Consider the following 5,793-nt stretch of genomic DNA (forward strand, 5'->3'; position numbering starts at 1 on the left):
AAATCTTCGTCCTGCAACTGTTTTTGACGAACTTATAAATGCTTCATCACTTAAGCCTGAAGTTATAAAGGGCGTAGATTTGATGGTTGTTCGCGAGCTTATTGGCGGAATCTATTTTGGAGAGCCAAAAGGGCGTGATGAGAACAAGGGTTGGAATACTATGGTTTACACCCGTGATGAGATTATAAGAATCGCTCATCAAGCATTTAAAATTGCTATGAGTAGAAGTAAAAAAGTATGCTCAATTGATAAAGCAAACGTTTTAGATGTTTCACAGCTTTGGAGAGAGGTTGTGATTGAAGTGGCTCTAGAGTATCCTGAAGTTGAATTAACACATATGTACGTTGATAACGCAGCGATGCAACTGATCCGTGACCCAAGACAGTTTGATGTTATGCTTACTGGAAATATTTTTGGTGATATTTTAAGTGATGAAGCAAGTATGCTCTCAGGCTCTATCGGACTTCTTCCATCAGCTTCTGTTGGCGCTAAAATAGGTGTTTATGAGCCAATCCATGGCTCTGCACCAGATATCGCAGGACAAGGAATAGCAAACCCAATTGCTACCATATTATCAGCGTCTATGATGCTTAGATACGCTCTAGGCGAGCATGAAGCAGCAGATAAAATAGATGCTGCAGTAAAAAGAGCTCTTAAAGAGGGATACAGAACAAAAGATTTAGCTCAGTATGACGCTAAAGAGGTCTGCTCTACAAGTGAGATGGGCTCTATAATCGCTAATTATGCAGTAAAATGAAAACACTGACATTAGCAAATATCTATGAACTTCAAGGGCTTAAAGAAGAGGCTCTTGAGATTTACAAAGAGATTTTGAAAAAAGATTCCTCAAATAGCGATGCAAAGATTGCTATACTAAGACTCTCTGGTATGAGAAAAAAGTTTTTAAATGTAAATACCCAGATGAAAGAGTACTTTGTAAAAATGGAAGATGATATAGAGTTTAATGAATTTGAAAGGTGGTTATTAAAACTATGGAACTAAAAGATGTAATTCTCTCAACTTTAGCAGAGCTTGAAGATCTAAAACCTGATATCGATAACCAGATAAGCAAAAATGAGTTTAAACTAAAAATACAAGAAGATGTAAAAGTCGAGATTGAGCTCGAAGAAGAGCAAGTTCTTAGTAACGAGATGATATTTTTGACATCTATGAGAGAGAGACTACTTGTTCTTTTTGAAGGATTTCAAGCCCCAAACAATACTAACATAGAAGCTAAAGTAGATATGACACTTAATTTTTTAGAGTATGTTTTAGTAACAATTGATTCAAGAGTAGAAGAGTTAGAGAGAGGAAACCGTAGATGAGCCAATATAGAGTGCTCATAGATGCAAATGATGAAAAAGGTCTAGTACATAAGATATCTGGAATTTTTTATCAAAATGACTTTAATATTCTCTCAAATAGTGAATTTGTTGATAGCGAAAATAACAAGTTTTTTATGAGAAGTGTTGTTGAAGGAGATATGGATCTTGACGAACTCTATCAATCTATTTGCGAAGTAATGCCTCAAAATGCAAACATAGAAGTTATTGCACCAAAAAAGAAAAATATAGTAATCATGGCTACAAAAGAGATGCATGCACTTGGAGATATATTGGTACGCCATGAAGCAGGAGAGCTTGAAGCAAATATCTTGTGTGTTATATCAAACTACGCAGAGCTAGGCCCTTTTGTAAAGAAGTTCAATATCCCATTTATAGAAATCTCAAATGTTGGATTAGATAGAGAAGAGCATGAAGAGAAGATAATAGATACTCTCTCAGAGTTTAATGATATAAACTACATAGTTTTAGCAAAATATATGAGAATTTTAACTCCTAAGTTTATAAAAATATATGAAAATAGAATTATAAATATACATCACTCATTCTTACCAGCCTTTATTGGTGCAAACCCATATAAACAGGCTTATGAGAGAGGTGTTAAGATTATAGGTGCTACGTCGCACTTTGTAAATAACAACCTAGATGAAGGCCCGATTATTGCTCAAGAAGTTATACATGTAAATCATGCTTATAGCTGGAGAGATATGCAGCGCATGGGTAAAGATGTTGAAAAAGTTGTACTCTCGCGCGCACTAAGATTAGCTCTTGAAGATAGAATTTTTGTATATGCAAACAAAACTGTAATCTTCTAGATGATATACACCAAAATGAGAAAAGCCCATTTTAGTGGCATGGACAATATGTCCCTACAACCCCCTAAAGCTACAAAACAAGCTAATGCGGTTTTTGCGTGGCAAAAATGTTTCTTTAGAAAAACGATGTTTTTGATAGGTATTAATGATTGCAAAATTTAATTTAGTTCTTGTAAATCCACAAATCCCAAATAATACGGGTGCAATAGGGCGGCTTTGCGTAAATGCAGGAGCAGCTTTGCATATCATTAAGCCTATAGCTTTTGATATAGATGAAAAAGCAGTACGCCGTGCAGGGCTTGATTATTGGCATAAGCTTGATTTGCATGTTTGGGAAAGCCTTGAAGAGTTTTTTAAAAACAACGATATAACAAACAATGCTTATTTTGCAACTACAAAAACTGATAAGCCATACTTTGAGGCTGAGTTTAAAGATGGTGACTATATCTTTTTTGGAAGTGAGACAGCTGGTATTCCTCAAGAGATACTAACAAAATATAAAGAGCAAAATGTCACCATCCCAATGACAAAAGAGGGAAGAAGCCTAAATCTTGCAATAAGTACAGGTATAGTTTTGTATGAAGCTATAAGACAAAACTACACTGCTTTTAGGAACAGAACATGAGCACTTTTATAGATATAATCATGTTAATCCTCTTTGTACTTTTTATGGTTTTTATCTTTGGTGGATATCATAAAAATAAATCAGCACAAAGAGAAGCACAAAGAGAAGCTGATGAAAAAAAAGAGAAAGAAGATTCTATTTTAAAATAACACCTTTGCCCATTTCTCTAATTTTTCTTCAAATTTTTCAAACATACTTTTTGCATTATTTACTAACATTTTCATCTTTCATCCTTTAGTTTTACTATTAAATCTGTCAAATAGTACACATAATTTAAAATAAGGATAAAAAGTATTGCATTTTGTCATATTTTTTTGACTAAATTTTTAAAAACCACTATAATCTTATATATTTAAACTATTCAATTGGAGTATAAGATGAAAAATTTTCTTGATATCGTTGAAGAGATAAAGAGTATTGTCTCTAGTGAATTTAATGGTAAAAAAATGTATGACAAAGATGTCGCAGATATACTTGGTATTACACAGATGAATTTTGCAACAATGAAAAAAAGAAACAAAATCCCATTTGGAGAGCTTTTAGATTTTTGTGCCTTAAAATCTATATCTATAAATTGGCTTCTTTATGGACAATCTCCTGAGAGTCTTGTAGAGGCGACAAACAAATTCTTTATGATCAAATACTTCAGCAACGTAAGCGCTTCTGCTGGTGGCGGAGCTGAGGGTGAAGATGAAGATAATGAGATAATAAAAATTCCTCAAGAGTTTGTAGTAATGCTAGGTGGAGAGAGAGAGTTAAAAAATATTGAAGCTATAAACGTCTCAGGAGATTCAATGGAGCCAACATTTAGCTATAACGATATAGTTTTTATAAATAGAGCTAAAGTTGATCTTCAAAGAGGCGGAATTTTCACCATTAGAACAGAAGCTGGTCTCTTTATTAAAAGAGTTCAAAAAAGAATAGATGGGAAAATAGATGTAATTTCTGATAACCCAATCTACTCAACGCAAACATTAGATCAAAATGAGATAGAAGTGATAGGGCGAGTAGTAAGTAGATTTGGAAATGTTGATTAAAGGTAGTTATATGAGATATTTTTTTATAGTTTTTGCTCTATTTTTATTTGTTGGGTGTTCACAGCATACAGGTAAGCCTGATATTAAAAAAAGTGCTGCAAAGCCGTTTGAAATATATGATTTAGTAAATATTCCCCAAGATGCAGAGTACTTCTCTAAGTTTATTGATAACAATAATACTATTTATGATATTCAAAGAAAATACAATACTAGATACTTTAGTGTTTGGAACATAGATAAGCCAAGAGAGAGTATAGAGTCGATTGTATGGCCTTTTATCGCATTTACTCCACCAGGAAGTTATGGAGAAAACTTACAGTTACACAAGCAAAGTTTTTTTGATGAGATGATACAAAGTGCTAATTTTCAAGAATATGCAACGTTAAATAAAAAAGGCTTGACGTTAAGAGAGGTTAATTTAAGGGCATTTCCAACTATTAAACCGCTACTAAGAGATCCAACTCTTGCAGGGGAAGGTTTTCCTTTTGATTATCTTCAAAATAGCACTGTTCATGCAAATAGTCCAATCTTCATCTCACACTATTCTGAGGACAAAGAGTGGGCATATGTATTTAGTAGTTTTGCATCAGGCTGGATTAAAGCAGATGAGTTTGTAATCTTAGAAGATGATGATAGAGAGCTTTGGCAGAGTGCACAGCAGATATATATCATAAAAGAGGGTGTGGCTATTTATGATGCAAGTGAAGATTTCTTATATAAATCAAAGATAGGAATGAGTTTTGCCATAATATCAGAAGATGAAACAAGCTATAAAGTATTAACGGTTGCATCACATATAGGCTCAAGAGCTATCTATTCAAGCTCTATAATCTCTAAAGAGATAGCTACAAAAGAGCCACTGAACTTAAGTGTTGAAAACTTACCAAACATAGTAAAAGAAGTTTCAAAAACAAACTATGGCTGGGGCGGGATGTATGAACAAAGAGATTGCTCTTCTATGCTTAGAGATATGTACACTCCTTTTGGTATTTGGCTTCCTAGAAACTCATATCAGCAAAGTAGGGTAGGTAAGGTTATCTCTTTAAAAGATATGGATGAGGAAGAGAAGATTAAAGTTATAAAAGAAAATGGTGTGCCATTTCAAACTCTACTTTATAGAAAAGGGCATATCGTTCTTTATGTTGGTACATACAATGATGATATAGTTGTTTTTCATAATACATGGGGAATAAAAACAAAAAAAGATGGGGTTGAGGGAAGATTAGTTGTCGGCAGAGCGATTTTTAGTACCTTGAAGTTAGGAAAAGAGTTAAAATATTATGATGAGAAGTCAGAACTTTTAAAAAATATAACAAGCATGAATATAATAACGGAGTAGTTTTTAAAAGATGAGTGAGAAGATATATTCTCACTCAAGAGTATTTTATGCTTTGATATCTAAGAGTGAGCCTAGCATCTCATCTTGCGTTCTAAGAGCAGTAACATTTACTGAAGTGGCATCCACAGCAATGATTTGAGTAGTCATTTCGTTAGCTAAATCTGTTTGACTCATCTTTGAGCCATTATTATCCGCTTTTGAATTTTCTGCTTTGACGTAATTATCACCACCACTAATTCTAGTGTTTGTAGGAACAAAACCATCAGCATTTACATTTGCAACATTATGTGCACTATTGTTTAACATACTCTGGTGTGCTTGAATTGATGAAATATTATTTGAAATATTCATTTTATAACCTCCTATAAAGATATAATCTTAATGTAAATCGGCATTTAGCTTTATTTCTCTAGTGCTTTTTTGAACAACATATTGACCATTTAGTGAGTTTTGTCTAAAGTGAAGGCTTTTTAACCCAGCAAGCTCCCACCCTTTCATATAGTTGTCAAATTTAGTTTTAGGATTTGCTTTTCGTATCTCTATTAATTCTGCATCATTGAGATGAAATTTTGTACCAGTGAAAACCGCCAAGCCTCCATCTATTATACAACCATCTCCTAATGAAATTCCACAT

General features: G+C 33.5%; 9 protein-coding genes and 1 pseudogene. 8 read left to right on the plus strand and 2 right to left on the minus strand.

Annotated features, from left to right (window positions below):
- From leuB to PHI38_RS08555, 8 genes are all read left to right on the plus strand, one after another.
- On the plus strand, positions 1–757 hold a 757-nt coding region (gene leuB / locus PHI38_RS08520; protein WP_299855073.1), incomplete at its 5' end, for a 3-isopropylmalate dehydrogenase.
- The gene (locus PHI38_RS08525; protein ID WP_299855076.1) at positions 754–1,002 is read left to right on the plus strand and encodes a hypothetical protein; all 249 of its coding nucleotides are present in this window, start codon (positions 754–756) and stop codon (positions 1,000–1,002) included. The genes leuB and PHI38_RS08525, both read left to right, overlap by 4 nt.
- Positions 993–1,325, plus strand: a complete 333-nt coding sequence (locus PHI38_RS08530; protein ID WP_299855079.1) for a hypothetical protein — start codon at positions 993–995, stop codon at positions 1,323–1,325. Before PHI38_RS08525 ends, PHI38_RS08530 begins: the two co-directional genes overlap by 10 nt.
- A complete protein-coding gene (gene purU, locus PHI38_RS08535; RefSeq protein WP_299855081.1) occupies positions 1,322–2,158 on the plus strand; it encodes a formyltetrahydrofolate deformylase in 837 nt (278 codons plus the stop codon). Before PHI38_RS08530 ends, purU begins: the two co-directional genes overlap by 4 nt.
- 145 nt (positions 2,159–2,303) lie before the next feature.
- A complete protein-coding gene (locus tag PHI38_RS08540; protein ID WP_299855084.1) occupies positions 2,304–2,783 on the plus strand; it encodes a tRNA (cytidine(34)-2'-O)-methyltransferase in 480 nt (159 codons plus the stop codon).
- Positions 2,780–2,932: a hypothetical protein gene (locus PHI38_RS08545; protein WP_299855086.1), complete on the plus strand. Its 153-nt coding sequence runs from the start codon at positions 2,780–2,782 to the stop codon at positions 2,930–2,932. The genes PHI38_RS08540 and PHI38_RS08545 overlap by 4 nt, the downstream gene beginning before the upstream one ends.
- Positions 2,933–3,160: 228 nt before the next feature.
- Positions 3,161–3,820 carry a LexA family transcriptional regulator gene (locus tag PHI38_RS08550; RefSeq protein ID WP_299855089.1) on the plus strand — a complete coding sequence of 220 codons (660 nt, stop codon included), beginning with the start codon at positions 3,161–3,163 and terminating at the stop codon, positions 3,818–3,820.
- Positions 3,821–3,830: 10 nt separating this feature from the next.
- Positions 3,831–5,159, plus strand: coding sequence for an SH3 domain-containing protein (locus tag PHI38_RS08555; RefSeq protein ID WP_299855092.1), 1,329 nt, complete (start codon positions 3,831–3,833; stop codon positions 5,157–5,159).
- Between the two features lie 45 nt (positions 5,160–5,204).
- Here the strand turns inward: PHI38_RS08555 and PHI38_RS08560 are convergent, their stop codons facing one another.
- Together PHI38_RS08560 and PHI38_RS08565 are read right to left on the minus strand one after the other, a co-directional pair.
- Positions 5,205–5,510, minus strand: coding sequence for a hypothetical protein (locus PHI38_RS08560; protein ID WP_299855094.1), 306 nt, complete (start codon positions 5,508–5,510; stop codon positions 5,205–5,207).
- Positions 5,511–5,537: 27 nt separating this feature from the next.
- Positions 5,538–5,793, minus strand: a pseudogene (locus PHI38_RS08565) (2,3,4,5-tetrahydropyridine-2,6-carboxylate N-succinyltransferase); the annotation flags it as partial.

Source organism: Sulfurimonas sp. (assembly GCF_028694895.1).
Classification (GTDB): domain Bacteria; phylum Campylobacterota; class Campylobacteria; order Campylobacterales; family Sulfurimonadaceae; genus Sulfurimonas.